The 1,052-nt window shown below is 56.1% G+C and carries 1 protein-coding gene; it reads right to left on the bottom strand.

Annotated elements, in window-relative coordinates:
• A partial coding sequence (locus AC1DUU_RS32730) for a Crp/Fnr family transcriptional regulator (RefSeq protein ID WP_476787438.1) occupies positions 1 to 575 on the bottom strand: 575 nt, incomplete at its 3' end.
• Between the last annotated feature and the right edge of the window lie 477 nt (positions 576 to 1,052).

The following is a 1,052-nucleotide window of genomic DNA, read 5'->3' on the forward strand; positions in this document are numbered from 1 at the left end:
AGCCTGCGGAACTTGTTCATGAACGTGCTTACTCGGGACCGCGTGGTGCCAACCATTTCGGCGAGCGTTTCTTGGCTGATGTTGGCGATGACAGGCTGTGGCTCCCCCTCCATGCCGAAGTTTGCCATGATGAGAAGCAACCTTGCCAAACGTTTTTCGCTGGAATTGAAAAGCTGATCGACCAAATCCTCTTCGACCCTGGCATTCCTTGCCAACAAATAGGTCATGAACATTTCAGAGAATTTAGGCTCGTCCCGGAGCACGCGGGTGATTGCAGCCTTGTCGAGGCGCGTGATGACGCTCTCTGTCATCGCCGCGACCGAGGCCAGCCGCAGCGGCTGTCCACTCAAGCAGCCTTCGCCGAAGAAATCCCCGCTGCCATGGAGGGCAACGACGGCCTCCTTACCCTGTTCAGATATGACGCAGACTTTGACTTTGCCCTCTTGGATATAGAACACGGAATCCGCAGGGTCTCCTTGTGAGAAGACCGTCTCATTGGTGCGATACGTGGCGACCGTCGTACCGCCGTCCACGGTCCTGAGGAAGTCCATCACATCGAACGGAGGCTTCTTCATCGTAACTCTGCCTGGCACGTCCTGTTTGGAGTGGGCATTTTACTGCGAACTGCGCGGCGGGAAAATCCCTATCTTGGAGACTGAGGCTGCTGAGGAGCTTGCTCGGAAGCGCGAGGCCAAGGGAGGATAGTGTCCGGGCCAAGAACGGGCACTCAGGTAGGGACATGCCAGCGGAGCCGACGACGCCTAGACCAGTAGCGGGATAAGAATTCTAGCCCTTAAAGCGCCTCAGTGACCAAATGACTGGCCCGCCGGTGCCTGATCGTGAAAGTCGGTAAATAAGTATTCGCGGCAGCCTGTCTCGATCTATTTCGATAGGGCGAATTTTGTTGGCGCGCGATTTACACCTCCGACATCGAAATCGGATTTCGTCAAAATTCCTCCCACCGCCTACGACCAACATAACGTCTGCCGCCATGAAGTATGCGGTCGCCCCACAGCGGCATTCGACACATATGAGCATGCCTTGACGGACGG

This window comes from Aminobacter sp. P4_H6_2, assembly GCF_056400805.1.